Raw genomic sequence first — 24970 nt, 5'->3', positions numbered from 1 at the left:
CATGAACGCGCCGCTGGATCAGTCGGTCGTAGACCTGTTGCGCCACAGTACCGTTGGGCAGGCACTGAACAGGCCGGTGAACGATGTCCTGAAGGATCTGGGGCTGCCGCAGTTACCGCAGGTTCCGGCGCTGCCGCCGATGCCGGAGTTCCCACCGCTACCGGTGCTCGATCTGTCCGTGCTTGCGAAACCGCTCACCGATCTGGCCGGCAGTTTCGGCACCGGCCGTATCCCCGCCGTGGGCCACGTCGGCTCAGAGGAGCTCGGGGTCAATCCGGCGGCGGCCCCCGCGATCGATCCGGTGCAGGCGCTGTCCCAGGTGTCATCGGTCGTGCAGACGGCGGTGTCGCTCGGCGCCTCCGCTCTGCAGATAGCGCAGATGTTGTGGCAGAGTGACGCAGCCACCGCCGCCGGTCAGAAGGCGACTCGGGCCGCGGCGGACGGAACGGCCGTCTCGGAGCAGAGTGCGCAGACATCGGTCGGCGTCACCGCCGCGGCGGGCAGTGTCTTTCAAGGTGCCACGATGATGTCGGGGATCATCGCGAAGTTCATGACCTCGCTGGTGGCCGCGGCTCCTTTCCTGCCCACCCCACCCGGGCAGGCGTTCGTGGTCGCACTCACGGCCGATACTCTCGCCGAGGCCACCGCCTGCGTCGCCAAGACTCGTGCCGAACTCACCGTGCACAGCGCGGCCATGACCAAAACCGGACAGAAGGTCCCGGTGACCGGCGCGCCGAAAAACGTCGATCCGTCACAGGCAGTGCAGCAGCTGATGCAACTGGTGGGGCCGCTCGGTCAGCTGGCGACCGCGGGTGGCCAGGCGCTGCAGACCGCCCAGACCGCGCTGAATCCGGCGAAGGCGATCGCCGATCCGGATGCCGATACGGAGCGGGCACGCCACGAGGCCGAGTTGCGCAACCCCGGTGGTGGGCTCGGCGGAGGTGCGGCAGGTGTCGGCGCCCCGATAGTGGGAGGGCAAGCGCGCCAGCTGACTCCGTGGGCCGGTGTTCGCGGCGGCACCTCCTTCGGACCGGCGGGTGCCAGTATGCCCGCGGCGGAGACGGCGTCCGCTGTCCAGGCTTCGCCGGTGCGCGGTGCGGCCACCTCGCCCGGCGCGATGCCGCTGGCCGGTGCCGCGGGTGCGGCCGGTGCGCGTGCGCAAGAAGAGCAAACGACCGAGGGCCTGCGCGGGCTACTGGTCACCGGGCAGCACGGCGACGAGGTCGTCGGTGCTGTCGAAGGTGTAGCGATGCCGGTGGTCGGCGCACCCGAACAAGTTTCGGGGCCACTGGATTCCGATCCGCCGGACAAGGCACTCACCCTCTGACGGGAGATCATCATGGAATTCGAATCGACGCAGGCCCGCAAGTCGGCGACGGCATTGGACGCGCTCGCGGCGCGGCTCGAGGCCGACCTGCGTGCGCGACTGCCGGTACTCGCCGTCGAACCGGCCGGGACCGACGAGGTGTCGGTGCGCGCCGCGCAATCGCTGCGCTCGGTCGCCTCGTCCTATGACGAAGCCGCCACGGCGGGCATTCTCGAGGTCCGCAAGCTGGCCGCCACACTGCGTTCCCAGACCGATGTGATGGATCGGATGGACGACGACAACGCGGCCGGCTTCCGGGCGGTGAAATAGCAACGGGAGCAGGGATGGTCGAGCCGCCGGTAATCGGCTTCACCGGTGTGGTCTGGCCCGCCAGACCCACCGAACAGCTGGCACGTGATTTGACCACGGGTCGCGGCGCGGCGCCGATGGCCGAAGCCGGTACGGCATGGACGCAGCTGGCCGCCAGCTTCGGTGCGGCGGTCGTCGAATACGACCAGATCGTGGCGGAGCTGCGGGAGTCGTGGCGGTCGGACAGCAGTGATCTCGTCCTGGAGCGGATCGGCAAGCTGCGTGATTGGCTCGTCGATGCGGCCGCATCTGCGGGCCGCAATGCCACCAGTGCGGCGGGCCAGGCCGCCGCCTATGAGGTGGCCAGGCTCGCGATGCCGCATGTCGCCGAGATCGCGGCACTGGAAGCTGTCAAACAGAGTATCGAGCACGCGGGTGCCGCGCTCGGCGCGCCACTGGTCGCCGCGGCGGCGCAGGTCGACAGCGAACAGGATCTCGCGAAAGCCGATGCCGCACGGGTGATGCAGAGCTATGAGTCCGCGACCACGCCGCTGGCGACTCCCTGGGTGCAGGACCATCCACCGGTGATCGCGACCAGTGTCGCACTGGACGCCGAGCAGAATGCGGCGGTGGCATCGACGGCCGCGGCGATGCCCGCGATGCCCGCGATGCCCGGCGGTGGTTTCATGCCCGTCCTCCCAGGGCTGTCCTCGATGCCGCTGGCGCAGACGGCGTATCGGGCACAGACCGTCACGCAGTCGGTGTCCGTTGAGGAAGCCGTTGCGGCACAACCGGTGCCGGTGCACGCGGAGGATGCCACCGGCCGGATGGTGCCCGGCGGCATGGCCCCGGGTGGCGCGGGCATGGGCGAGGCCGAACGCACTGTCCGTGCGGGGGCTGCGCCGACACCACGCCCCGGTGATGCCATGCATTTGGAAACCGGTATCGAGGCCGCACCGCCGGTACTCGGTGGTGTTGCCGAGCAGAACGCGCCCGCGCCGGGGAAGGCACAGCCATGACGCCGCCCGGCGGGAGGAGATCGATATGCCGACGTTGACCAACGACGGGCTGCTCGCAGTGTCGGACATGCTCGGCGTGCAGACCCTGCCGACTGTACTCGGGGCCTGCCCGCAGCAGGATTCGGTCGACGCCTGGCATGCCGCGCAACAGCACGCGTTATCGGATCTGCGCGGCGCCGGCCTGATCGACGGCTACGACGAGGTCGAGTCCGACCTCGCGGCCGCACTGCATGTATTGGCGCAGCCGGATCGGGAATTGGTGGCGCGCATCTACACCGAATCGGGGCCGATACGAATCTGCCTGGCGCGCAGAGGGTTCGAACACGCGCTGGCCATTCGTCAAGGCGGCGATTTCGATATCCGCACCACTTGGGCCGACGACAGCGGAACCGCGTTGGCCCGTCCGATACTGTCCGCCCTCGGCGCATGCGAGCCCGCGCCCATCGCCAATTTCAGCGCGCTCGCCGAGGATCTGCGACTGTTGTTCGACGGCGCAACGACCTCGAGCGACTTCACCCAGGCGCTGTATTCGCTGGGAGTGGCCGACGAACGCGATGCGATCGAATTCGGGCTGGCCATGTCGACCTGCTTCGCACACGCCGAAATCGTCGCCTACGCCACCTCCGACGCGGTGACGACCCGGGCCCTCGGATCGGTCGCGGTGTACGACACCGCACGCGGCCGCATCGTCGCCAGCCCCGGAGCAGCCCAGGACCTCCGGGTCTGGTCCACCTTCACCCCGGGCTCCGATCACCGGATCGCACAGTCGATTTCGGCTCTGATCGATTCCCTGCCCGGAGGAAGGTGGATGCCCTAGCTCACGCGCTGTCGAGGGCTGACTGTGCGAATACCGGCAACACCAACTGAATACACCCGACACCGCAGAATGAGTAAGGACTGAACAATGAGCAAGGTAAGTCTCGACGATGCCGCCGCCGCCCAGGTTGTGAATGATTTCATGACGGCGGTGGGAGAGATCAAGAAGACGATCGGGGGAATCGGCGACGACATCAACGCCGCCAAGCCCGGCTGGCAGGGTGACGCCAACACCGCATGTGGTAAGGCCGCCGATGCGTGGGCGGAGGAAGGCGAGCGGCTGCGGATCAAGCTCGACGATATGACGTCGAAGATCTTCGAGGGCGGCAAGACCAAGACCAGTGTCGATGCCGACAACGTCGACAACTTCACCAACCTGGTGTAGCACCTCGTCGACCATCACATCCGGAAAGGAATCGACATGCTTTACGACCCCAAATTCCTTGTCCCGCTGCTGGGACAGCTCGACGAGCATTACAAGAACCTGCACACCCAGATCGCGCACCTGGAGTCGGCCGCGGATAAACTGATCAAAGTTGGCTGGGAAGACAACGACTCGGCCATCGCATTCAGCAAGGCGCACAAGAACTGGGAGACCGAGTTCTCCGACACCGCAACGAAGCTCGAAAATCTGCGTGATGCGGTCGATCGGGCGCTCGGCAATGCGCAGCATGCCGACCAGAAGATCTACCAAAGTTTCGAAGGGATGTAGTCGCGTCGATTCCGAACGGCCCGTGTGCGATCGCGTGCACGGGCCGGTGGCGTTGTTCTGTCAGTAGGCCATAACCATTCCGGTATCGAGATACTCCATCTCTGCGGGAGTCGCGACCATGTGGACCGAGGTCTGCTCCGTCGCAGTGTGGACGGTGACCAGATTCGCCGTCTGTGGATCCTCGGTCAGTACGATGTCGGCGGTGAAGTTCTCGATTCCGTGACTTCCCTGCGGGCGCAACAGGATGACGGTCGCGTCGGAATGATGCGTGGAGGGCACGATACCGTCGTAGACGATTACCGTCGCCGATCGATACGAACTCGCCTGCTGTGAACTGGCCGACCATCCGGCCAGCGACAGTGCCTGTGGTGCATCGACTCTCGCCACCATGGCACGCCAGGCCTCATGGCGATTGGTGTGCACGACGACGGTCGCTCCCAGCGCGATCGCGCGCAGAATCACCTGTTTCACGATGAGCAGCGATCCGATGATCTCGACCCTGCGGATGTACTGACCGACCAGCGGCAATGCGACGCCCTGTCCGGAGAAATCAGCGCCGACGATCTGCCCGCATCCGGCGATCGGGGTGAACAGATCGGCCAGCGAATCCGGCGTTCCCAGATAGCTCTCGATCGGCAGTGCGGGCCCTTGGACGTTGATCGGCAGCCGATCCAGCATGGCGCGACGGTGTTTACCGGACAGGGCGACCAGACCTGGACTCGATACCTTGGCCGGCTGATCGCGAGCATCGAAACGCACCGTCGCCGACACCGAGATGGTTGCCGGTCCGCGATCGGCCCGGTGGGTCGGAGTGCCGGTGGCGCGACGTAGCCGCAGGGTGACGGTGGTCGCCAGACTCGGGGTCGCCCATACCTCCGCCAGTCCGCGTGGGCCGAGCGCTTCGGGAGTCACACGGTAAGTGGCGGAATGGATTCCGTTGTGCTCGACGCTGTGCGCGGTCTCGTCGAGCCGGGTGAGGTCGGCATTGAAGGTGAGCTGGTGCACGGCCGCGGTGATCTCGGTCGCCGACAACACCGACACCGTCAGATCGCGGGCCGCGAGGCGGTTGGCCACGCGCCGGGTCGCGACGATCGCGGACCGCAATGTGCCGGCCGGGCCGCCGCCGCGACGGTCGATCGCGGGCGCATTGGCCAGCGGGTCGAACCGCAGCACCACCCATGCCGTGCGGTGCGCGACCGCGGGCAGCGGGCCCAGGATCTGCTCGTACAGCTGGGCCACCCGGCCGGCATCGGAAGTGCGCGAACCGGTGGTGATCACGTCGATCGAGTCGAGGTCGATATCGAATTGGCTCAGGCAGCGGGCGATTTCGGGCAGTGGCACCATCTCGCCGGTATTCAGGCCGCTCGGGCTCAGCAGTGTCACATTCTGCGGCGGCGCGTCGATGCGCAACATGGTGATCAACCGGGCACCATCCCAGCGCATACCGTAACTCCCGCTGTCGGGGGCCGGTACGTCGAACGGGGTGTGCTGGGTGTTGGATCCCCAACGCTGGGAATGCCAGCGGAAAGCGAATGCGTCCGCGAGGGAGGCCGCCGCACAGGTGCCGCGCACTCGCACAAGCCCGATCAGTGCGACCGCCACACCACTGGCGGCTGCCGCGTACCAGGGTGCGCCACAGGCGATTACCGCGAAGGCGACAGCGATCGCGACCAGAAGTACGGGAACCACCAAGTGTAGCGGCAGCACCCGGAACAACCAGAATTGCGGTGAACTCAGCGGTGGGGCAGCGGGTTGCGCCGCGGGGCCGGCAGTCGTCGTCGCCATGCGCTCATCATGGACCGAACGTCGGTGGCTTCGCTACTGTAGTCACCTCAGGTGGGTATATCCCCTCGTTACCCCAGATCTGTTTCGGAGGAATCGTGCCGGCCCAGCTGACTACACGTGCCCAGGTCAACGGGTACCGGTTCCTGTTGCGCCGCTATGAGCACGCGCTGGTGCGCCGGGACGTCCGTATGCTGCACGATCCGATGCGGTCGCAGTCGCGCTCGCTGATCGTGAGTGCGGTACTCGGCATCCTGATCATCGCGGGCGCGGCGATCCTGTCGTTCCTGCGTCCGCAGGGTTCCATCGGCGACGCGAAGATCGTGATGGCCAAGGACAACGGCGCGCTGTACGTGGTCGTCGACAACACGTTGCATCCGGTACTGAATCTGGCTTCGGCCCGATTGATCACCCAGAGCAACGAGACGCCGACCTCGGTGAAGGAGTCCAAACTCGGCAGTATGCCGCGCGGTCCGTTGCTCGGGATCCCGGGCGCCCCGGCGACGCTGCCCGGATCCTCGGCGGGCAACCGGCCGACCTGGACGCTCTGCGATGCCGTGCCGTTGTCGTCGGCGGGCAGCGTCACCAGGGCCTCGGGCGCGGAATCGACCGTGATCGCCGGTGGACTCGACACGTCAGCGGAAACCGCTGCCCGGCCGCTGAATCCGGCGCAGGCACTACTGGCGACCCGGGACGGAAAGAACTTCCTGATCTTCGACGGCAAGCGCGCTGAGGTCGACCTGAACGATTCGATCGTGGCCAGGGCACTCGGGGCGGGCAACGTTGCGCCGAGGCCGATCAGTGCCGGCCTGCTGAATGTCACTATCGAGGTACCGGCTTTGACACCGCCCCGGCCGATCGACCGAATCGGTGAGCCCGGTCCTGGCCGGTTGTCCGATGTTCCGGTCGGTGGTGTCATCCGGGTGCGCGGGGTCGATTCCGATGCGCTGTATGTCGTGCTCTCCGCCGGGGTACAGCGGGTGTCGCCGTTCGCCGCCGAGATGATCCGCAACGCGAATTCCCAGGGAATGAGCGAGATCACGACCGTGCCGCCGGACCGGCTGGTCGGCGTTGCGCTGCTCACGGTGCTTCCGGTCGACCACTTCCCGAAACAAACGCCGGTGATCGTCTCCGCCGAGAAGGCGCCGGTCGGATGTGTGTCCTGGACGGCGAATGCCGCGGGGGAGGGGGCGGTGGTGACGGTGCTCGCGGGACGTGAGTTGCCACTGGCGAAGTCGTCGATTCCGGTCGAGCTCACCACCGCCGATGGTATCGGTGACCGCCTCGATGCCGCCTTCATACCCCCGAGCACCGGGGAGTTCATTCAAGCCGCCGCGATCGATTCCGACAGCGAGCGTCGCGGCACGCTGTTCTATGTGGGCGACAACGGTGTTCGCTATGGCATCCCCGACGCCGAAACGGCAAAGATCCTCGGTTTGGCGGACAAGCCGCTGCCGGCCCCGTGGCCGATCGTCGGTCAGCTGGTCCCCGGGCCGACCCTGTCCGCCCAGCAGGCCCTGGTGAGTCACGACATTTTGTGAGGTCCCGGCAACGGCGCCGACTACCCTGCTAGCCCAGAATATTCGCGAGTGCGTTGCGCATATCCGCCGCCTCGATGCGCATCAGGACCGCTTCGTCGATATCGGTCAGGTCCAGGGTCTCGTCATTGGCCAGCCGGAATTCGCGCTCCTCCTCGGCCGATTCGATGAGGTTGCGGATGAAACGTCCGTTGCCGACCAGGTCGATGCCGCGGCGCGGTTGCCCGTTCTGGTCGGTACTCTGGCGGTTGTACAGCTCGGTGCACGCCTCGACCAGTAGGTCGAGCGCCTCATCGGTGATCGACGAATCTCGTTTGCGCGCAATGTATTCCCCGATCTCGCCCAGTTCGTCCGGTGTGTAGGAATCGAACTTCACCCGCTTGGCGAACCGGGAGGCGAGACCGTCGTTGGCCGCCAGCAGCCGATCGATCTCGCCCTCGTATCCGGCGATGATGACCACCAGGCGGTCTCGATCGTCCTCCATACGGGCCAGCAGGGTATCGATCGCCTCACGTCCGAAGGCGTCGCCGCCCTGCAGACCGGACTGCACCAGGGTGTAGGCCTCGTCGATGAACAGCACACCGTCCATCGCGCTGTCGATCAGCTTGGATGTCTTGATCGCCGTGCTGCCCAGATGCTCGCCGACGAAGTCGGCGCGCTTGGCCTCCACCAGCGAGTCGCTCTTCAAGAGGCCGAGCCCGCAATAGATCTTGGCGACCACGCGGGCGACCGTCGTCTTGCCGGTTCCGGGCGGGCCGGTGAAGGCCAGATGCTGGCCGCGCGGCATGCTGGCCATCCCCTTGCCGGCGCGGATCTTCGCCAGCTGTGCGGTGGCCTGCAGTTTGGCCACCTGGGTCTTGACCGCTGACAGGCCGATCTGTTCGTCGAGTTCCGTGCGCGCGGCATCGAGAATCAGCTTGGCCTTGTCGTCGCGCTCCTCGCGATCGATCTGCTCGGCCGACGGTGCCGAGGACGGATCCCATCGGTTGGTGCGAGCGTCGATCCGTTCCTGGGTGGTGGTCGTGATGCGATACCTGCGGTCCCGCATCGCCTGCGCATTGGCCTCGAAATCCGGAGCCTCGGAGAACACCTTCTCGAACAATGCCTGTGCCTCGGTTTCATGTCCCGTTTCGCGCAGGCACAGGCCGCGGCAGAATCGAGCGGCGACCGCGGCGGCGGGGATCGGGCCCTGCTCGGCTTGCTCCATACGGCGGATGGCCTCGCCGAACAGTCCCAGCTGGGCACAGGCGGTGCCGACCATCACATGTGCGGCCGCGGCCATATAGGGGTCGTCCCACTCCGCGGAGCCGGCCAGTACCGTCATCACATCGGGCCAGCGCTGGGTCTGATAGTGCAGCGAGCCGCGGACATATGCGCAGATGCGGTCGTCGGCCGAGCGATCCTCTTGGGACAGTTGAGATTTGCGATGCCGGGCGAGGTCGTCGAGTACCCGCTCGGCTTCGTCGTAGTCGCCGTCGGCGATCAACGTCGCCGCCTGTGCCACCATGATCTCGACGAAACTGGCGAGCGGATAGTCGATGTACTGGCCTATCACGAAGCGGCCGGCGAGCTCGCGGGGACGCAAACCGAGACGGCGTTGTTCCCGGAACAGGGAAGTCGAACATGTTTTGTAGAGGTTGAAAATGACCTCGCGAGTGACCTCCCCGGCCGCCGCGCGGCCCAGCCACGCATCGCACATGTCGGGGTCCCATTCGGTTGCCCGGGTGAACGCGAGCTGGGCATATTCCAGGTCACGGGCGGATTCCTGGCCGTCGATGGCAAGGCCCAACGACAATACGCCGGCGTCGAAAGCGCGTTGTGCTTGGCGATTGTCAGTCATATGGGAGAGCCCCCAAAGCGTGCGATGCGGACGAGATTTGCTCAGCATACGACAGGCGCAGGTATAGATTGAGAGCCTTATCCTGCTCGAGAGCGTGAATGAGGAGCCTGCAGACTCGTGAGGGAGCCTTCGACCGGGAGCGTGGGAGCCGCGGATCCGGAATTGTGCCGTGTGTCGATCATCGGTGGAAATACCCAGCTGGACATGGGATTGCCCGCGACCGTTCCGATCGCCGCGTTCATCACCGATGTGGTCGGACTGATCGAATCTCGCACACCCGATCTCGCCGCGGATGACGAGGGCGCCCCGCTGCGCACCGAGCACTGGACTCTTGCCAGGGTTGGGCACGATCCGATCCCGCCGAACCAAACCTTGACCGACGCACAGATTTTTGATGGTGAACTGCTTGTGCTGCGCTCGGTGACGGCGAAGGAATCCCCGGCGCTGTTCGACGATGTCATCGACGCGGTGTCCCGGCTGACCTCGGAGTCGTTCCGCGGTTGGTCACCGGTCGCGGCCCGCTGGACGGGGCTGATGACCGCGCTGGCCGGGATATTGGCGGCGATCGGGCTGCTGGTGGTGGCCAAACAGGACGGCACCAGTGGCTTTCTCGGATTTCTCCCGCTCGGTGTCGGTATCGCCGCCGTCGTCGCGGCGGTGATCGCGATCCGCCAATACGCGGCCCGGGTGACCGCGATGATGCTGTCGCTGTTCGCGACACTGCTGTGCGCCGCGTCGGCGGCCCTGTTCGTGCCGGGTGATCTCGGCAGTCCGCATCTGCTGTTGGCTTGTGCCACAGCACTGTTCGTCGCCGTGATCGCCTACAGCGTCACCGGTGTGGGTGCCATGCTGTGCGCGACGGTGACCACCTTCGTACTGTTCGGTGGATGCGCGGCGCTGGTTCGCCTGGTGTGGGACGCCGGCACACCGAAGATCGCTGCGGGGGTACTTGTTGCGGCACTGATCGTCATCACCATGGCGCCACGGCTCGCGGTCGGTGCCGCGCGACTGCCGGTGCCGCCGGTTCCGACCGCGGGCGGCGCGATCGACCCGGCCGATCACGAACCGCGGCCGACAATCGCCGATATCGGCGCCATCGGTGCGACCGCGCTGCCGTCGGCGGCGGGCCTCGAACTGCGGGCCAACGCCGCCAACCACTATCAATCCGGTCAGCTGCTCGCCAGCACGCTCGCGGCCTTTCTCGCCGCGGTGCTCGCCGCCGATCAGCTGGGGTCCGCGCGATGGCAGGGTGTCGCGCTCGCGGTCGTCGTCGGACTGATCCTGTGCCTGCGCGGGCGATCGTTCGCGGACCTGGTCCAGGCTGGGACGCTGATCGTCGGCGGCGCCGTCACACTGCTCGCGGCGCTGGTCACCGCCGGGCTCGGGCAATCGTCGTATCTGGTGCCGATCGCCGCGATCGTGCTGGCGGTCTCGGCGGCGATGATCGCCTTCGGTGTCATCGCACCGCACACCGAGTTCTCGCCGGTGGTCCGCAGGGCCGGCGAGATCTTCGAATATCTCCTGATCGTCGCCATCATCCCGCTGGCGCTGTGGATCATGGATCTGTACTCGGCCGCTCGGAATCTGTGACCCGAGGTTCTCGCATGCGACTTGTGCTAAGACTGGCCGGAGCGATATTGCTGCTCGCTCTCGCCACGATCGGGTTTCCCGCTCCGGCCTTCGCCGCCGGGCCGCCCGTCATCGATGGCGGTGCGCTCGGTGCGGCGATAGCGGCCAGTGGGGGCGGACCACCCGAAGCCACCGAACAGCGCTCGGTGTGCGCCGAACCGAAACTCGCCGGCGCCCCACCGCGTGATCCGCCGCAACCACAGCGGCTGCTCGACCTGCCCGCCGCCTGGCAGTTCAGCCGCGGTGCCGGCCAGAAGGTCGCGGTGATCGACACCGGCGTGCGGCGCCACCCACGCCTGCGCGCCGTGCAGCCGGGCGGGGACTTCGTGTCGAATTCGGATGGCACCGACGACTGCGACGGCCACGGCACCCTGGTGGCCGGCCTGATCGCCGCTCAACCCAGCCCGGAGGACGGATTCGCCGGGGTCGCACCGGATGCGGAGATTCTCGCGATCCGGCAGTTGAGCCTGGCCTTCGAAGCGAAGGATCGAGGTCGTGGCGACGAACCGGGCAAGATCGCCTCGGCCGGTTACGGCAATGTGTTGACTCTGGCCGCATCCGTCGTCCGCGCGGTCGATATGGGCGCGACCGTGCTCAATATTTCCGAAGTCGCCTGTGCCGCAGGCGGGTCCGATCCCGCCGATGCGGCACTCGGCGCCGCGGTGAAATACGCCTACGACCGCAATGTGGTGGTGGTCACCGCCGCCGGCAATATCCAGCAGGGCGGTGCATGCGCCGCGCAGAACGACGGCACTGGCTGGGGCGCGGTGAAGACCGTGGTGAGCCCAGCCTGGTTCACCCCCTATGTATTGTCGGTCGCCTCGGTGGACCCCGATGGGAAGCCGTCGGATTTCTCCATCCACGGCCCCTGGCTCGGTGTCGCGGCACCCGGCCGGGGCATTGTCTCCCTCGACAGCAAACCGGGTGCGGCCGGTGTGGTCGACTCCGTGCAGACCAGCGAGGGCACCGGATCCATCGCCGGCACAAGCTTTTCCAGCGCCTACGTTTCCGGGCTGGCGGCATTGGTGCGGGCCAGATTCCCGCAGCTGTCGGCCCAGCAGGTGATGGATCGAATCACCCGCACGGCGATGCAACCCGGCCCGGGCCGAGATGACCGGCTCGGCGCCGGGCTGATCGACCCGCTCGCCGCGCTCACCGCACAACTACCCGCACAGCCGATCGCCGCCGGCGCCGATGCGGCGCGAGCGCTGCCGGCACCGGCGCCACCGCCGTATGTCGATCCGGTGCCCGGCCGGGTCGCGATCATCGGAACGCTGGTTCTGCTGGCACTGCTCACCATCGGCTTCGCGCTGTCGATTCCGTTCCGTGGACGACGCAATCGCGTCGATCCGGCGGAAGAAGACCGAGAAGGACTGTAGGACATGGTTACCGAAGGATTTGTGCGCCGCCCGCGTATCGCGCCGCCTCGCCCGCCGGGTGGTGAGGTCGCACTGTCGGCACCGCCGGAGATCCCGCGGCCGGTGCCGACCGGGCTGCTGATGAAGCTCATGCCGGTGGTCATGGTGGTCGCGGTGGTCGGCATGATCGCGATGATGGTGATGATGGGCCGCAACCTGCTGGCCAATCCGTTCATGATGATGTTCCCGATGATGATGCTCATGTCGATGGTCGGCATGGTGGCGGGTTTCCGGGGTGGCGGCGGGACGAAGAAGGCCGCCGAACTCAATGAGGAGCGCAAGGACTATTTCCGCTACCTCGACCAGGTGCGCGCGGATGTGCGGGAGACCGGTAAGTCCCAGCTGGCGGCGCTGGTCTGGAGCCATCCGGAGCCGGCGGATCTGCAATCGATCTCCGGAACCCGCCGGATGTGGGAACGCCGGCCCAGTGACCCGGATTTCGGGCATGTGCGCGTCGGTTCCGGCAGCCACCGGCTCGCGACCAAACTCGCCCGTCCCGAGACCGGTCCGCTCGAGGATCTCGAACCGGTATCGACCGTGGCGTTGCGCCGGTTCGTCCGCACCCACTCGGTGGTGCACAACCTGCCCACCGCGATCTCGCTGCGCGCCTTCCCCGCGATCAATATCGAAGGTGATGCCGACGAGGCCAGAATGCTGGTCCGGTCGATGCTGATGGAGTTCGCCACCACACACGGTCCCGATCACACCGCGGTGGCGATCATCTGCGCCGACCCCGACAGTGAAGCCTGGTCCTGGGCCAAATGGCTACCGCACCTGCAACATCCGGTCGACCGGGACGGACTCGGCTCGCGGCGCATGATGTACCAGTCGCTGGCCGAACTCGAAACCGCCATGTCCGCCGAACTGATCGAACGCGGCCGTTTCATGCGCAATGCGCAGCCGACGGCGGGACGCGTCCATCTGCTGGTCATCATCGACGACGGATTCGTCAGCGGTCGCGAACGTATCGTCAGTGACTCGGGCCTGGACTCGGTCACCGTGCTCGACCTCACCGCGCCACAAACCGGGCTCGCCGCGCGCCGCGGACTGCAACTGGTCGTCGGTGATGGCATGGTGGCCGCCAAATCGGCCGCGGGTATCGAGAAATTCGCCACCGCGGATACCGTCACGGTGCCCGAGGCCGCTGCCCTGGCCCGAGCTCTGTCTCGCTACCGGATCGCGACCGCGGCGCAGATGGTGAGCCTCGGCGACGAAACCCGCGCGGTGGCGGGTTTGATGTCGCTGTTGAAGATTCCCGATGCCGCGCAGATCAATCCGGCGGTGGTGTGGCGTTCGCGCAGCGACCGCGAGCGCCTGCGGGTGCCCATCGGGATAACCCCGGACGGCACTCCGGTCGAACTCGATATCAAGGAGTCCGCCGAGAACGGAATGGGACCGCACGGACTGTGCATCGGCGCAACCGGTTCCGGTAAATCGGAGTTCCTGCGCACCCTGGTGCTGTCGCTGGTGACCTCGCATTCTCCGGATCTACTGAATCTGGTTCTGGTCGACTTCAAGGGTGGTGCGACCTTTCTCGGCCTGGACTCGCTGCCACATGTCGCCGCGGTCATCACCAACCTCGAGGACGAACTCTCGATGGTCGACCGCATGAAGGACGCGCTGTCCGGCGAGATGAACCGCCGTCAGGAACTGCTGCGCTCGGCGGGAAATTTCGCCAATGTCACCGAATACGAGAAGGCGCGCGTCGCGGGCGCTCAGCTCGATCCGTTGCCCGCACTGTTCGTCGTGGTCGACGAGTTCTCCGAATTGCTCTCGCAGAAGCCGGATTTCGCCGATCTGTTCGTGATGATCGGCCGCCTCGGCCGCTCGCTGCGGGTGCATCTGCTGCTCGCCTCGCAGCGGCTCGAGGAGAACAAGATGCGCGGACTGGACAGTCACCTGTCCTACCGCATCGGTCTGCGTACCTTCTCGGCCAATGAGTCCCGCGCGGTGCTCGGTATCACCGATGCCTATCACCTGCCCAGCGTGCCCGGTTCGGCCTATCTCAAGAGTGACGCGGACGATCCCCTGCGCTTCAACGCGGCCTACGTCTCGGGACCGTATGTCTCGCCGCAGGGCGCTCAGCAGGTCGGCGGCCGGGAAATCGGCGGACAGGTGCCGTTGATCTTCACCGCATCGGAGGTCGAGGCACCCGAGCAGCCGGCCCGCCGGGAAAGTGCCGGGCCGCGCGGGCTTCCGGCCCTGCCACCCCCGCCCGGTGCCGTCGAGGCGGAGCTGCCGGAGCCGATCGGCGGACAGGGGGAGGGCGGCGTCCCGGCGACCCTGCTTCAGGTGGTTGTCGCACGCCTGAATGGGCACGGACGGCCGGCGCACGAGGTGTGGCTGCCGCCGCTGGACGAATCGCCCTCGGTGGATATGTTGCTCCCCGATCCGGATTGGAAGTCGCCGGTCAACCGGCACGGTCAGCTCTGGATGCCGATCGGTGTCATCGACAAGCCCTACGAGCAGCGTCGTGACGTACTGATGATCGATTTGGCCGGCGCACAGGGCAATCTGGCCGTGGTCGGCGGACCGCAGTCGGGCAAATCCACCGCGCTGCGCACCGTCATCATGGCGGCCGCGGCCACCCACACCCCTGAACAGATCCAGTTCTACTGCCTGGACTTCGGCGGTGGCACGCTGTCCGGTCTCGCCGATGTGCCACATGTCGGTTCGGTGGCCGGCCGGTTGGAGGTCGATCGGGTCCGGCGCACCATCGCCGAGATGAATACGCTTTTGCATCAGCGTGAGGAGCGTTTCCGCGCGCTCGGCATCGAGTCGATCGCCGAATTCCGCAAGCGCAAGGCCTATCTCGCCCAGCTCCCGGAGGCCGAACGTGCGGCCGATCCGCTGTCGGAGGATCTGTTCGGCGATGTGTTCCTCGTGGTGGACGGGTGGGCGACCATCCGCGACGAATTCGACATACTCGAACCGGCTTTCAATACACTGGCTGCTCGCGGTTTGTCCTACGGCATCCATCTCATGCTCGCCGCCGGCCGCTGGGCCGAGATCCGGCCTGTCGTCAGGGATCTCATCGGTACTCGCCTCGAATTGCGACTCGGTGATCCGAGTGATTCCGAAATGGACCGCCGCACAGCCGTGCTCGTCCCGGTGGGCCGTCCGGGCCGCGGACTGACACCCGACAGCCTGCATATGCTGATCGCGCTGCCCCGGCTGGATTCCGACTCCGACGCGCAAACACTCTCGGAGGGGGTGGGCGAGGCCAAACGGCAGTTGAACGAGCTCTACGGCAGCAGGCGGGCCCCGCAGGTGCGCATGCTCCCGATGGAGATTCCGCGCGAACAGGTAATGGAAACCGCCCGCCGTCAGCGCATCGAGCTCGGGCCGACCCGCGTCGTCGTCGGAATCGACGAATCCGAATTGCAGCCGGTAGTCCTGGATTTCGGCGCGCAGCCGCATCTCATGGTGTTCGCCGATGTCGAATGCGGGAAGACAACGATGCTGCGCAATATCGTCATGGGGGTGGTCGAGAATGCGAATGCCGAGCAGGCGCGGGTCATCCTCATCGATTACCGGCGCACCATGCTCGGGGTCATCGAAGGGGAGCAGCTGGCCGGATATTCGACCTCGTCGCAGACCTCGGTCGGCATGATCAAAGAGGTCGCGCGCTATCTGTCCAAGCGGATTCCCGGCTCGGATATCACCCCGAAGGAGCTGCGCGAGCGCAGCTGGTGGAGCGGGCCGGAGATCTACATCGTCGTCGACGACTACGACATGGTCGCCACGGCGGAGAATCCGCTGGCGCCGCTGCTGGAATTCCTGCCGCAGGCGCGCGATGTCGGAATGCATCTGATCGTGGCCCGTCGCTCCGGCGGCGCCTCGCGCGCACTGTACGACAAGGTGCTCGGCGGAATGAAGGATCTGTCCGTCGACGCGCTGATGATGAGCGCTCCCAAGGACGAGGGCAAGATCATCGGCGATATCCGGTCGACGAAGTTGCCCGCGGGGCGGGGCACACTCGTGACCCGAGGCGGCAACGAGATGATTCAGGTGGCCTACCTCCCACCGGTGTAGTGCCTCAGGCGGGGGAGTCGCGGTAGTTGGCCAGCACCACCGCCAGGCAGCCCGCCGCGATCACCGCGCCGGCGGCGAACATCAGCGGGTGGCGACTGGCTTGGCGCGGGCCCCGGTGCGCACAGCCATATGGGCGGGGTTCGATGGTGGAATGTGAAGCATCCGGGGCCGCTATGCCGAACGGGTCTCCCACGGTGGTCTTCCTGCTGCGGGATGGGAGGCGCTCACCGTTGCGGAGCGCTACACCGAGCGGGCGACAATGTCGACATCCGCCTGACGCTCAGGGAGGCAACGCGGTAGCGCCGTCGGTGACAATCTTCGAATCTGGGATCTGATGAGCGCTGAGGTTGTGACAGCGCCGGCCGCAAATTCCGGCCGCGCTGGGGGACAGTTCGCGGCAGCAATCCGGTCGATCGTGGTGGGCAGCGCTGGCCGCGGTGTCGGGCGGTGTGTCGGTTCACGGCCCGACGGTCCCCGAGGTACGCACCATCAGGGCTGGCGCAGAATTCGTGATGCGCGGCTCAGACGGGTGGGTCGCCGGGAACGTCGAACCACGCGTGCGCGGGGACGCTGGCGGTGTCGGTGGTGACGGTGACCTCGACGCGGCCGGGACCGGTGTCCTGGAACAGGGCGTACTGAATGCTGCCGTAGAGGCCGGTGACCACGTTGTTGTCGTAATTGCCCGTGGCGCCGGTGTTCAGGTTGCGCCAGGCGACGGTGGTGTAGACCTCGCACAGCGGAGCCAGTGGATAGTCACCGGGTCCCAGACCCATCGCCGGATCCGCGCGCACATTGAGTACTGCCCGGCCCGGCCACTGCGCACTGGTATCGGCCCAGGTGCGGATCGTGGTCCAGCACAGGCCGCCATGCGCCAGTGTCGGCACCTGCGGGAATTGCACGGTCGCGGCCTTGGCTGGCCCGGCCCCGACGACTCCGGCGGCCACTGCCGCTCCGGCCAGAACTGTCGCGACGCGAGCGATGTTCGGCTGCTTCATGTTTGCGATCCTAGGGAAGTGACCGCCGTCATGTGCCATTTGTCGCGCTGGACGCGCGCGCACCGATACCGACTCCTTCTGCAACGATAGGGGCATGCGCATCGCTGATCACGTCGTTGACCTCATCGGCAATACGCCGCTGGTTCGCTTGAACTCGGTGGTGGGCTCCAACGCCGGCATTGTCGCGGCCAAGATCGAATATTTGAATCCGGGCGGTAGCTCCAAGGACCGCATCGCCGTGAAGATGATCGAGGCGGCCGAGGCCTCCGGCGCGCTGCGGCCCGGCGGCACCATTGTCGAGCCGACCTCTGGAAATACCGGTGTCGGACTCGCGCTTGTCGCGCAACAGCGCGGCTACAAGTGCGTATTCGTCTGCCCGGACAAGGTCAGTGAGGACAAGCGCAACGTGCTGCGCGCCTATGGCGCCGAGGTCGTGGTGTGCCCGACCGCGGTGCCCCCGGATCACCCGGACAGCTACTACAGCGTCTCCGACCGGCTGGTCCGCGAGATCGACGGCGCGTGGAAGCCGGATCAGTACTCCAACCCCGGCGGTCCGGACAGCCACTACGAGACCACGGGACCGGAGATCTGGCGCGATACCGACGGCAAGGTCACCCACTTCGTGGCAGGCGTCGGTACCGGCGGCACCATCACCGGCGCCGGTCGGTATCTGAAGGAGGTCTCCGGCGGCAAGGTGCAGATCGTCGGCGCCGACCCCGAGGGGTCGGTGTACTCCGGCGGCACCGGTCGGCCGTACCTGGTCGAGGGTGTCGGTGAGGACTTCTGGCCATCGGCCTACGACCCGGCCGTGCCCGACGAGATCATCGCCGTCTCCGATGCCGATTCCTTCGATATGACCCGCAGGCTCGCGCGCGAGGAGGGCCTGCTGGTCGGCGGCTCCTGCGGTATGGCGGTGATCGCGGCCATCGAGGTCGCCCGCCGCGATCCGGATGCGCTGGTGGTCGTGCTGCTGCCCGACGGCGGCCGCGGCTATCTGTCGAAGATCTTCAACGACCAGTGGATGAGCTCCTACGGCTTCCTGCGTGATCGGATGGACGGCGCGGCGGAGCCCCTGGTCGGCGATGTGCTGCGCGGTAAGTCGGGCGCATTGCCGGATCTCGTGCACACCCACCCCTCGGAAACTCTGCGCGATGCGATCGAGATCCTGCGCGAGTACGGGGTTTCGCAGATGCCGGTCGTCGGCGCCGAACCGCCGGTAATGGCGGGTGAGGTCGCGGGCAGCGTGACCGAACGGGACCTATTGTCCGCGGTCTTCGAAGGCCGCGCGCAGCTGACAGACTCAGTCGCCAAGCACATGAGTCCATCCTTCCCGCTGATCGGCTCCGGCGAACCCATCTCAGCCGCCACCAAAGCCCTCTCCGACACCGATGCCCTCATGGTCGTCGAAGACGGCAAGCCCGTAGGCGTAATCACCCGCCACGACCTCCTCGGCTTCCTCAGCACCGGCTCCATCTGAATCAAGATCAGGTGGAAGCTGTGGCGGCCCGAGCGAGAAGACCACGCCACCAGAGCCACCTGATCTTGATCTCACGCGGTGCGGCGTTGGGGGCGCCGATTGTGAGGTCGGTCCAGTGGTCGGCGAGTTGGGCCAGGCGGTACCAGGCGGCGTGGACGCGATCGTCGGAGACTTTTTCGGCGGTGTGCAGTAGGTGGCTGGCGTGGACGTAGGCGGCGGCCATTCGATCCATGGTCGCGCCGATGGATTCGGCGCGGATTTGCGCGGTCGACTGCCGCTGCGGCACTCGTCTGATCACCCAGGTGTCGATGGCGGAGACGAGTTCGGCTCGGCGGCAATCTATTCCGGCGGTGGCGAGCGGATCGTCGTGGCGCTGCCGGTGCAGGTCGGCGAGTGCGTGTGCCAGCGGAATGAGCGGATGATTTTGCCCCGGCTCGACCGGATGTCCGCCGAAGGCGGCGACCAATTCGCGTTGATCCGGCAGTGCTCGCGCGCCGTGGATGATCGGGGCGCTACTGCGCACGAACATGGCTGGCTCCCAACGAGTTCGAGGCGGCGGGTAAGAGCGCGTGCATCGTATACCTCCAGGGACATTTCGATGCGATATAGCTTGCGCCTCGTTCCTTGGCAATTCGGTGACGTCGAGATGGCACCACGATGACAGGCAGTAACAATGTTCTCTACGCGGTGTAATCCGGGTTGTGAAAGAAGGGCGACCAGTCTGCGATGGTGAATATGCCAGTCGCGCACGGGGATTCGCGTGATTTGCCGCGCGGGAGTGGTCAGCGTTCGGCAGGGGAGCATAGCGGTGTAAGTCCGGTGTGGCGGGGGTCGGCCGCTCGAAATCAGGCTTGAAGTCCGCGCGTTGCCCATCGGGAAACGCGGGGATGAGTGACAGCACCTGCTTATGTCAGCAACCAGGGCCAGCAGCTATGAAACTGTGGCGTTTTCATCCAAGCGGCCGCCCGAACAATAGGACTCCTACCGAAACGCATTCGAGTCGGTGAGCGCCTTTCCGAGTACCAACTGGTGCACCTCCGCCGTGCCCTCGTATGTGAGCACCGACTCGAGATTGTTCGCATGCCGCAGCACCGGATAGTCCAGTGTGATGCCGTTCGCGCCGAGAATGGTCCGGCATTCGCGCGCGATGGCGATGGCCTCCCGGGTGCTGTTCAGCTTGCCCGCGCTGATCTGCTCGGCAAGCACCTCGCCGCGATCCTTCAACCGGCCGATCTGTAACGCGAGCAACTGGCCCTTGCCGTACTCGAGCGCCATATCCGCGAGCTTCGCCTGGGTCAGCTGGTAGGCGGCCAGCGGCTTGTCGAATACCTCCCTGGTCCGGGTGTACTCGATGGTCGCGGCCAGGCAGTCGCGGGCCGCGCCGAGAGCGCCGAAGATAATGCCGAAGCGCGCCTCGCTCAGGCAGGCGAGTGGGGAACTCAGCCCGCGCGATTGCGGCAGCACCGCATCGGCGGGCAGCCGCACATCGTCGAAGTCGAGCTCCGCGGTCACCGACGCGCGCAGCGACAATTTGTGATGCATCTCGCGCGCGGTGAATCCGGGCGCGCCCGCCGGGACCAGGAAGCCGCGCACCACTTGCTTGCCCTCATCCTCGGTCTGCGCCCACACCACCGCTATATCGGCCACCGACCCATTGGTGATCCACATCTTGGAGCCGTTGAGCACCCAGTCGGTGCCGTCGCGTTTGGCCCTGGTTCGCATGCCACCCGGATTCGAGCCGAAATCCGGTTCGGTGAGTCCGAAGCAGCCGAGCGCGCGCCCGGCCGCCATATCCGGCAGCCACTGCTGCTTCTGTTCCTCCGAGCCGAACCTGTGGATCGCGGTCATGGCCAGTGAACCCTGCACCGAAACCATGCTGCGCACACCCGAATCGGCCGCCTCGAGCTCCTGGCAGGCCAGACCGTACGCGGTCGCCGACAGTCCCGCGCATCCGTAGCCATCGAGGTGCATGCCGAGCAATCCGATATTGCCCAGTTCCGGCGCGAGCTCACGGGCCGGAAACGTCCCGGACTCGAACCATTCCGCGATCTGCGGCCGCAACCTATGGTTGGCGAACGTGCGGACGGTATCGCGGATCTCGCGCTCGTCCTCGGTCAACAGGGCATCGATCGCGAATAGTTCATCAACGCTCAGCATGAGCTCAACCTACCGCCGGTCGCCGCGCCGAAAACCGGGATCGGGCACAACGGGTGATCCAGTCGATAGCCCGCAGATCGCCCGGGGTTAGGCTGACCCCATGACCGAGCTGGGATTCTCCACCAGAGCCGTGCACGCCGGATACGAACCCGAAGCGCGGACCGGTGCGGTGAACGTGCCCATCTACGCGAGTTCGACGTTCGCCCAGGACGGGGTGGGCGGATTGCGCGAAGGCTACGAGTACGGCCGTACCGGCAACCCGACCAGGACCGCGCTCGAGGCGAACCTCGCCGCGCTCGAATCCGGCCGCTACGGACGCGCATTCGCCTCCGGCATGGCCGCCACCGACTGTGCGCTGCGGGCGACGTTGCGCCCCGGTGACCACATCGTCATCCCGGACGACGCCTACGGCGGCACCTTCCGGTTGATCGACAAGGTCTTCAGCCAGTGGGGAATCGAGCATTCGCCCGCGCACGTATTCAACGTCGACGAGATGCGCGCCGCGATCCGCCCGAACACCAAGCTGATCTGGATCGAAACACCGACCAACCCGCTGCTGAGCATCGGCGATATTCCGGCGCTGGCCGAGGTCGCGCATATCGCGGGCGCGAAACTGGTGGTGGACAACACTTTTGCCACACCGTACCTGCAGCAGCCGCTGCTGCTCGGTGCCGATATCGTCACGCATTCGACCACCAAATACCTCGGCGGACACTCCGATGTCGTCGGCGGTGCGCTGATCACCAACGATCCGGAACTCGATGCGGCATTCGCCTTCCTGCAGAACGGTGCGGGTGCGGTGCCCGGCCCGTTCGACGCCTATCTCACCCTGCGCGGCACCAAAACCCTCGCGGTGCGGATGGATCGGCACTGCGACAACGCCGAGACCATCGCCGAGTTCCTGACCAGGCATCCGGCCATTTCGCAGGTCATCTATCCCGGCCTGGCCGAGCATCCGGGCCACGCCATCGCCGATAAGCAGATGAAGCGCTTCGGCGGCATGATCTCGGTGCGGCTCAGCGGCGGCAAGGATGCGGCGCACGAGTTCTGCTCGCGCACCAAGATCTTTACCCTCGCCGAATCGCTCGGCGGCGTGGAATCGCTGATCGAACATCCGGCCGCCATGACGCACGCCTCCACCGCCGGCACGCAGTTGGAGGTGCCCGACGATCTGGTGCGACTCTCGGTCGGCATCGAGGACGTCAGCGATCTGCTGGCCGACGTCGAACAGGCACTGGCGAACTGATGGAACCAGGTCGGGGCGCCGCGGCGAATGCGATGACCCCGACTGTCAGCACAAAGAGCGGCCGCATCCGGACTATCCGGGCGCGGCCGCTCTTGTCTGGCTGTGGGGCGGCTTCGGGCGGATTCGGCTCGGGCCGAGTTCGTCCCGACCCGCGCTCAGCTGTGGTACGGCTCGGCGCTGACCAGCGTGACCTTCATGGTCTTGCCGTTGGGCAGCGTGTACTCACGGGTGTCGCCGACCTTCGCATCGATGAGCGCGCCACCGAGCGGCGAATTCGGCGAGTAGGTCTCGAGCTTGGAATCGTTGAGCCCTTCTTCGCGGGTCGCGATGAGGAAGGTCTCGGTGTCGGATTCGTCACCGTCGTAGTAGACCTTGACGACCGAACCCGGCAATGCGACGCCGGCCTTGGTGGGCGCAACGCCGACCTTGGCGTTGTTCAGCAGCTCCTGCAGCTGCCGAATGCGCGCCTCCTGCTGACCCTGCTCTTCACGAGCGGCGTGATATCCGCCGTTTTCCTTGAGGTCGCCCTCTTCGCGGCGCTCGTTGATCTCGGCGGCGATGACCGGACGATTGGCGATGAGCGCGTCGAGTTCACCCTTGAGCCTGTCGTGCGACTCCGGGGTCAGCCAAGTCACTTGCGTCTCAGTCATCTCGATCACTCCCTAGTAGTTGTTCCCGACCGAGGCCGGGTTCCCTGATCCGCTGCAGTGCCCACAGGGGGCGGGCACGCACCAGCCGACGGCTAGTGCCATCCTGGGGAAGTTCATCGAACCCCGACAGGCTTCAGGTCCGGCAAGCTCACTAACCCGGACCAGACAGCGCTGGCCGCCAATGCAGCAAACACGGCTCCGAGCCCCGGAACCGTGTATCACACCATTTTAGCATGAATCACAAACATGCAGGTCGGCGTTCATTTTGTGGACGCCTCGGTTGTTTATCGCCCCGAATCAACCCGCCCGCAGATATTTCGGCACGTCATCGCTACAGCCGTAGATGCTGCTCGACACCGGCCGGGCGGAGGCGCGAACGACGGTCGTCAGCTCGATGGTGCCGCTGCCGGACGGCTCGATCAGCACCTCGCGGCGGCCCAATTCGGACCCGTCCCTGGCCATCGCGCGCACGAAACACACGACCGGCTGCTGCGGATCCTTGCGGGTGACCTTGAGATGGACCGAGATGGTGGAGTCGTCGACGACGGTGTAGCCGAGCTGTTCGGCGTCGATATCCTCGGGTCCGTACTTCTGGAAGCCGACGTAGGCGACCCCGAGACCCGCGGCGAGCACGACCGCGCCCAGTGCTAACGGAATCCAGCGGCGTGTCGAGCGTGGCGCGGTTCCGTACCGGTCGGCACGTCGGTCGATCGGCGTGTCGCCGGGCGTTTCACTCATGCCGTCTCACTCCGGGGGGTACGTCGGAACAAAAGTCTGTCGAATGGAACTATAGGGACAGGCAGATCGGACCCCGCGGCGGAGAGCACGAGGTATGACGGTGGTTGATGAGGTGAACGAGACGTGAGTGGCTTTCGGCTCATGGCGGTTCATGCGCACCCCGACGACGAATCCAGCAAGGGTGCCGCGACGACCGCACGGTATGCCGACGAGGGCCACGATGTCCTCATCGTCACGCTGACCGGCGGCGAACGCGGCAGCATCCTCAACCCGGCAATGGACACCCCCGGCGTGTTGGACCGGATCGATGAGATCCGGCGCGAGGAGATGGAGGCCGCGGCCGCCGCACTCGGCGTGCGCCAGACCTGGCTCGGTTTCGTGGACTCCGGCCTACCCGAGGGCGATCCGCCGCCGCCGCTACCCGAGGGCTGCTTCGCGCTGGTACCGCTGGAGGAGGCCGTCGAGGCACTGGTCCGCGTGGTACGCGAATTCAAGCCGCACGTGATGACCACCTATGACGAGAACGGCGGCTACCCGCATCCCGATCACATCCGCTGCCATGAGGTGTCGATGGCCGCGTTCGAGGCGGCGGGCGATCCGGACCGTTTCCCGGATGCGGGCGAGCCGTGGCAGCCGCTGAAGATCTACTACGACCACGGTTTCACCATGGCGCGCCTGGATGTCTTCGCCGCCGAATACGAGCGCATCGGCGAGCCGTTCCCGCTGCAGGAGTGGCTGGAACGCACGCGCGCCTACCGCCAGGGCCGCCCCGACGGCATGACCAGGGTGACCACCCAGATCGAGTGCGCCAAGTACTTCCCGCAGCGCGATGACGCCCTGCGCGCGCACGCGACCCAGATCGATCCCAACGGGGCGTTCTTCGCGATTCCGATGGAAATGCAGCAGCGGCTGTGGCCCACCGAGGAGTTCGAACTGGCCAAGTCCAGGGTCGACTCCACGCTGCCCGAGACCGATCTGTTCGCCGGTATCGAAGACGAGCACCGGTGATGTTGGTTTTCCTCGCGCAGTCTCCCGGCACGCCAACCGGACCCGAATTCGGCAAGGCGTCGCCGCTGGGTCTGGTGATCATTCTGTTGTTGCTCGCCGGAACCGTACTGCTGGTGCGCTCGATGAACCGGCATATCAAAGGCCTGCCCGCGACCTTCGAGCCCGACCATCCGGAGCCGGATCAGGCGGCGGACGAGGGCACCGAACCCGGTATAACCCGGCTCGACAACACCGACGTCGAGTCCGATGAAGGGCCTGATAGCGCGACCCGCGGTAGGTGATCCGCGCCAACTAT

The 24970-nt window shown here is 66.3% G+C and carries 21 protein-coding genes and 1 pseudogene; 15 read left to right on the top strand and 7 right to left on the bottom strand.

The genetic code is table 11. The annotated features are described in order from the left end of the window. Window position 1: 1 nt before the first annotated feature. From ACQP2U_RS36095 to ACQP2U_RS36070, 6 genes are all read left to right on the top strand, one after another. Window positions 2–1327, top strand: a complete 1326-nt coding sequence (locus ACQP2U_RS36095) for a hypothetical protein (protein WP_433711627.1) — start codon at window positions 2–4, stop codon at window positions 1325–1327. A 12-nt stretch (window positions 1328–1339) separates the two neighbouring features. After that, window positions 1340–1636 (top strand): PE family protein, encoded by a 297-nt coding sequence (locus tag ACQP2U_RS36090; RefSeq protein WP_433711626.1) that lies wholly within the window; start codon window positions 1340–1342, stop codon window positions 1634–1636. 14 nt (window positions 1637–1650) lie between these two features. Continuing rightward, the gene (locus ACQP2U_RS36085) at window positions 1651–2634 is read left to right on the top strand and encodes a PPE domain-containing protein (RefSeq protein ID WP_433711625.1); all 984 of its coding nucleotides are present in this window, start codon (window positions 1651–1653) and stop codon (window positions 2632–2634) included. 25 nt (window positions 2635–2659) lie between these two features. Beyond that, a complete protein-coding gene (locus tag ACQP2U_RS36080; protein ID WP_433711624.1) occupies window positions 2660–3451 on the top strand; it encodes an ESX secretion-associated protein EspG in 792 nt (263 codons plus the stop codon). An 87-nt stretch (window positions 3452–3538) separates the two neighbouring features. Further along, on the top strand, window positions 3539–3835 hold the full coding sequence (locus ACQP2U_RS36075) for a hypothetical protein (RefSeq protein ID WP_433711623.1): 297 nt from the start codon (window positions 3539–3541) through the stop codon (window positions 3833–3835). Window positions 3836–3871: 36 nt separating this feature from the next. Next, complete coding sequence (locus ACQP2U_RS36070; RefSeq protein ID WP_433711622.1) at window positions 3872–4162, top strand: WXG100 family type VII secretion target; 291 nt, start codon at window positions 3872–3874, stop codon at window positions 4160–4162. A 60-nt stretch (window positions 4163–4222) separates the two neighbouring features. Here ACQP2U_RS36070 and eccE read toward each other — a convergent pair whose 3' ends face one another. Continuing rightward, the gene (gene eccE / locus ACQP2U_RS36065) at window positions 4223–5947 is read right to left on the bottom strand and encodes a type VII secretion protein EccE (protein WP_433711621.1); all 1725 of its coding nucleotides are present in this window, start codon (window positions 5945–5947) and stop codon (window positions 4223–4225) included. A gap of 95 nt (window positions 5948–6042) precedes the next feature. Between eccE and eccB the strand changes: the two genes are divergently transcribed. Next, on the top strand, window positions 6043–7485 hold the full coding sequence (eccB, locus tag ACQP2U_RS36060) for a type VII secretion protein EccB (RefSeq protein WP_433711619.1): 1443 nt from the start codon (window positions 6043–6045) through the stop codon (window positions 7483–7485). Between the two features lie 28 nt (window positions 7486–7513). Here eccB and eccA read toward each other — a convergent pair whose 3' ends face one another. After that, the gene (eccA, locus tag ACQP2U_RS36055) at window positions 7514–9322 is read right to left on the bottom strand and encodes a type VII secretion AAA-ATPase EccA (RefSeq protein WP_433711618.1); all 1809 of its coding nucleotides are present in this window, start codon (window positions 9320–9322) and stop codon (window positions 7514–7516) included. Between the two features lie 117 nt (window positions 9323–9439). On the opposite strand from eccA, the gene eccD reads away from it, so the two are divergent. The 4 genes and pseudogenes from eccD to ACQP2U_RS36035 all read left to right on the top strand — a co-directional run. Further along, the gene (eccD, locus tag ACQP2U_RS36050) at window positions 9440–10912 is read left to right on the top strand and encodes a type VII secretion integral membrane protein EccD (protein WP_433711617.1); all 1473 of its coding nucleotides are present in this window, start codon (window positions 9440–9442) and stop codon (window positions 10910–10912) included. Between the two features lie 14 nt (window positions 10913–10926). Further along, complete coding sequence (gene mycP / locus ACQP2U_RS36045) at window positions 10927–12330, top strand: type VII secretion-associated serine protease mycosin (protein WP_433711616.1); 1404 nt, start codon at window positions 10927–10929, stop codon at window positions 12328–12330. Between the two features lie 3 nt (window positions 12331–12333). Continuing rightward, complete coding sequence (gene eccCa / locus ACQP2U_RS36040) at window positions 12334–16404, top strand: type VII secretion protein EccCa (protein ID WP_433711615.1); 4071 nt, start codon at window positions 12334–12336, stop codon at window positions 16402–16404. Between the two features lie 87 nt (window positions 16405–16491). Beyond that, window positions 16492–16669, top strand: a pseudogene (locus ACQP2U_RS36035) (radical SAM family heme chaperone HemW); the annotation flags it as partial. 256 nt (window positions 16670–16925) lie between these two features. On the opposite strand, the gene ACQP2U_RS36030 reads toward ACQP2U_RS36035, so the two are convergent. After that, complete coding sequence (locus ACQP2U_RS36030; RefSeq protein ID WP_397037049.1) at window positions 16926–17399, bottom strand: hypothetical protein; 474 nt, start codon at window positions 17397–17399, stop codon at window positions 16926–16928. 94 nt (window positions 17400–17493) lie between these two features. Between ACQP2U_RS36030 and ACQP2U_RS36025 the strand changes: the two genes are divergently transcribed. Then, the gene (locus tag ACQP2U_RS36025) at window positions 17494–18876 is read left to right on the top strand and encodes a cystathionine beta-synthase (protein ID WP_433711614.1); all 1383 of its coding nucleotides are present in this window, start codon (window positions 17494–17496) and stop codon (window positions 18874–18876) included. Between the two features lie 7 nt (window positions 18877–18883). On the opposite strand, the gene ACQP2U_RS36020 is transcribed toward ACQP2U_RS36025, so the two are convergent. Together ACQP2U_RS36020 and ACQP2U_RS36015 are read right to left on the bottom strand one after the other, a co-directional pair. Next, entirely contained in the window at window positions 18884–19405 is a 522-nt protein-coding gene (locus ACQP2U_RS36020; RefSeq protein ID WP_433711613.1) for a DUF4254 domain-containing protein, read from the bottom strand. A gap of 452 nt (window positions 19406–19857) precedes the next feature. Further along, window positions 19858–21033 carry an acyl-CoA dehydrogenase family protein gene (locus ACQP2U_RS36015; RefSeq protein ID WP_433711612.1) on the bottom strand — a complete coding sequence of 392 codons (1176 nt, stop codon included), beginning with the start codon at window positions 21031–21033 and terminating at the stop codon, window positions 19858–19860. Window positions 21034–21133: 100 nt separating this feature from the next. On the opposite strand from ACQP2U_RS36015, the gene ACQP2U_RS36010 reads away from it, so the two are divergent. After that, on the top strand, window positions 21134–22279 hold the full coding sequence (locus ACQP2U_RS36010) for a cystathionine gamma-synthase (RefSeq protein WP_433711610.1): 1146 nt from the start codon (window positions 21134–21136) through the stop codon (window positions 22277–22279). 155 nt (window positions 22280–22434) lie between these two features. Here the strand turns inward: ACQP2U_RS36010 and greA are convergent, their stop codons facing one another. Both greA and ACQP2U_RS36000 read right to left on the bottom strand, forming a co-directional pair. Beyond that, window positions 22435–22929, bottom strand: coding sequence for a transcription elongation factor GreA (gene greA / locus ACQP2U_RS36005; protein WP_433711609.1), 495 nt, complete (start codon window positions 22927–22929; stop codon window positions 22435–22437). A gap of 297 nt (window positions 22930–23226) precedes the next feature. Then, window positions 23227–23667 carry a DUF4307 domain-containing protein gene (locus ACQP2U_RS36000; protein WP_433711608.1) on the bottom strand — a complete coding sequence of 147 codons (441 nt, stop codon included), beginning with the start codon at window positions 23665–23667 and terminating at the stop codon, window positions 23227–23229. Between the two features lie 141 nt (window positions 23668–23808). Here ACQP2U_RS36000 and mca point away from each other — a divergent pair, with 141 nt between their 5' ends. Together mca and ACQP2U_RS35990 are read left to right on the top strand one after the other, a co-directional pair. Continuing rightward, on the top strand, window positions 23809–24675 hold the full coding sequence (gene mca / locus ACQP2U_RS35995) for a mycothiol conjugate amidase Mca (RefSeq protein ID WP_433716699.1): 867 nt from the start codon (window positions 23809–23811) through the stop codon (window positions 24673–24675). After that, entirely contained in the window at window positions 24675–24956 is a 282-nt protein-coding gene (locus ACQP2U_RS35990; protein WP_433716698.1) for a hypothetical protein, read from the top strand. Before mca ends, ACQP2U_RS35990 begins: the two co-directional genes overlap by 1 nt. The last annotated feature ends 14 nt before the right edge of the window (window positions 24957–24970 follow it).

This window comes from Nocardia sp. CA-084685 (assembly GCF_050955785.1).
Classification (GTDB): Bacteria; Actinomycetota; Actinomycetes; order Mycobacteriales; family Mycobacteriaceae; genus Nocardia.
This window is presented reverse-complemented; position numbering and strand designations above follow the sequence as displayed.

Excerpts from the sequence above, each read along its gene's own strand:
- ACQP2U_RS36095 (WP_433711627.1), top strand. The coding sequence starts at position 2 with ATGAACGCGCCGCTGGATCAGTCGGTCGTAGACCTGTTGCGCCACAGT.
- ACQP2U_RS36090 (WP_433711626.1), top strand. The coding sequence starts at position 1,340 with ATGGAATTCGAATCGACGCAGGCCCGCAAGTCGGCGACGGCATTGGAC.
- ACQP2U_RS36085 (WP_433711625.1), top strand. The coding sequence starts at position 1,651 with ATGGTCGAGCCGCCGGTAATCGGCTTCACCGGTGTGGTCTGGCCCGCC.
- ACQP2U_RS36080 (WP_433711624.1), top strand. The coding sequence starts at position 2,660 with ATGCCGACGTTGACCAACGACGGGCTGCTCGCAGTGTCGGACATGCTC.
- ACQP2U_RS36075 (WP_433711623.1), top strand. The coding sequence starts at position 3,539 with ATGAGCAAGGTAAGTCTCGACGATGCCGCCGCCGCCCAGGTTGTGAAT.
- ACQP2U_RS36070 (WP_433711622.1), top strand. The coding sequence starts at position 3,872 with ATGCTTTACGACCCCAAATTCCTTGTCCCGCTGCTGGGACAGCTCGAC.
- eccE (WP_433711621.1), bottom strand. The coding sequence starts at position 5,947 with ATGGCGACGACGACTGCCGGCCCCGCGGCGCAACCCGCTGCCCCACCG.
- eccA (WP_433711618.1), bottom strand. The coding sequence starts at position 9,322 with ATGACTGACAATCGCCAAGCACAACGCGCTTTCGACGCCGGCGTATTG.
- mycP (WP_433711616.1), top strand. The coding sequence starts at position 10,927 with ATGCGACTTGTGCTAAGACTGGCCGGAGCGATATTGCTGCTCGCTCTC.
- eccCa (WP_433711615.1), top strand. The coding sequence starts at position 12,334 with ATGGTTACCGAAGGATTTGTGCGCCGCCCGCGTATCGCGCCGCCTCGC.
- ACQP2U_RS36030 (WP_397037049.1), bottom strand. The coding sequence starts at position 17,399 with ATGAAGCAGCCGAACATCGCTCGCGTCGCGACAGTTCTGGCCGGAGCG.
- ACQP2U_RS36025 (WP_433711614.1), top strand. The coding sequence starts at position 17,494 with ATGCGCATCGCTGATCACGTCGTTGACCTCATCGGCAATACGCCGCTG.
- ACQP2U_RS36020 (WP_433711613.1), bottom strand. The coding sequence starts at position 19,405 with ATGTTCGTGCGCAGTAGCGCCCCGATCATCCACGGCGCGCGAGCACTG.
- ACQP2U_RS36015 (WP_433711612.1), bottom strand. The coding sequence starts at position 21,033 with ATGCTGAGCGTTGATGAACTATTCGCGATCGATGCCCTGTTGACCGAG.
- ACQP2U_RS36010 (WP_433711610.1), top strand. The coding sequence starts at position 21,134 with ATGACCGAGCTGGGATTCTCCACCAGAGCCGTGCACGCCGGATACGAA.
- greA (WP_433711609.1), bottom strand. The coding sequence starts at position 22,929 with ATGACTGAGACGCAAGTGACTTGGCTGACCCCGGAGTCGCACGACAGG.
- ACQP2U_RS36000 (WP_433711608.1), bottom strand. The coding sequence starts at position 23,667 with ATGAGTGAAACGCCCGGCGACACGCCGATCGACCGACGTGCCGACCGG.
- mca (WP_433716699.1), top strand. The coding sequence starts at position 23,809 with ATGGCGGTTCATGCGCACCCCGACGACGAATCCAGCAAGGGTGCCGCG.
- ACQP2U_RS35990 (WP_433716698.1), top strand. The coding sequence starts at position 24,675 with ATGTTGGTTTTCCTCGCGCAGTCTCCCGGCACGCCAACCGGACCCGAA.